Here is a 1,024-nt window from a genome sequence, read left to right as displayed (position 1 = left end):
CGTAATATGATATATACATATGAAATAGCCTCAATTGAAAATTGGAGGGAATTATGATGGCAAAAGATTTTTACTCAGCAATTGAAGACAGAAGATCTATTTATGCAATTAGTAAAGAGCAAGTAGTTTCTGATGAGAAAATTCAAGAAGTGATTTATCATGCTGTAAAACATACACCTTCAGCTTTTAATTCTCAAAGTGCTCGCGTTGTTGTTTTATTAGGAGAACAACATGATAAATTATGGGATATTACGAAAGAAACGTTACGAAAAATTGTACCTGAAAATAACTTTGCACCTACTGAAGAAAAAATGAATGCATTTAAAAGTGGTTATGGAACGGTTTTATATTTTGAAGACAGTGAAGTAGTGGAAAGCCTTCAAGCAAACTTTGCATTATATAAAGATAATTTCCCAACTTGGTCTCAGCAATCATCAGGAATGTTACAATTTGCAATTTGGACAGCTTTAGAAATTGAAGGGTTTGGTGCTACGTTGCAGCATTACAATCCGCTAATTGATGAAGAAGTGAGAAAAGAGTGGGATGTTCCAGCAAATTGGAAGCTCACTGCGCAAATGCCATTTGGTAAACCGGTAGTACATGCTGGTGAAAAAGAATTCCAACCGTTAGAAGCCCGTGTGAAAATTTATAAATAAAATAATTTGATAAAAGGTGAACAGGAATATAACCTGTTCACCTTTTTTTATACGTAATAAGGGTTTTTTTGTCCAGCATTTTTCATCTGATTTTTTAATTCATTTTTACCTGTTTCAATAGCTGATACTTTTGGTAATGTTATCATTGAAACGAATTGAATAAAAGCATAGTATAATTCTATATTTTTTTGTATTGGATCATCTATTATATTTCTCACAAACATGCCTCCTCTTTTTATTCCAATAAAACTCCGCATTAATGGGCAGCCCGAGTGGTGAGGGTTAATAATTAGCGGAGGATGTATAAAACCCTTACTGATTAAAGTTTCATTTTATAAGGGAGTGAAACTTTAGTCAGTTCGCTAAAA

At 32.8% G+C, this 1,024-nt stretch carries 2 protein-coding genes; one reads left to right on the top strand and one right to left on the bottom strand.

Features of this window, described 5'->3' with window-relative positions; translation table 11 throughout:
* Positions 1-53 precede the first annotated feature (53 nt).
* Complete coding sequence (locus ACQGSG_RS29205) at positions 54-656, top strand: nitroreductase family protein (protein WP_170950841.1); 603 nt, start codon at positions 54-56, stop codon at positions 654-656.
* A gap of 47 nt (positions 657-703) precedes the next feature.
* Here the strand turns inward: ACQGSG_RS29205 and ACQGSG_RS29200 are convergent, their stop codons facing one another.
* A complete protein-coding gene (locus ACQGSG_RS29200; RefSeq protein WP_141521733.1) occupies positions 704-874 on the bottom strand; it encodes a DNA mismatch repair protein MutT in 171 nt (56 codons plus the stop codon).
* Positions 875-1,024: the final 150 nt, after the last annotated feature.

It is taken from the genome of Bacillus sp. GMa5/1, assembly GCF_050172015.1.
GTDB classification, from domain to species: domain Bacteria; phylum Bacillota; class Bacilli; order Bacillales; family Bacillaceae_G; genus Bacillus_A; species Bacillus_A cereus.
This window is presented reverse-complemented; position numbering and strand designations above follow the sequence as displayed.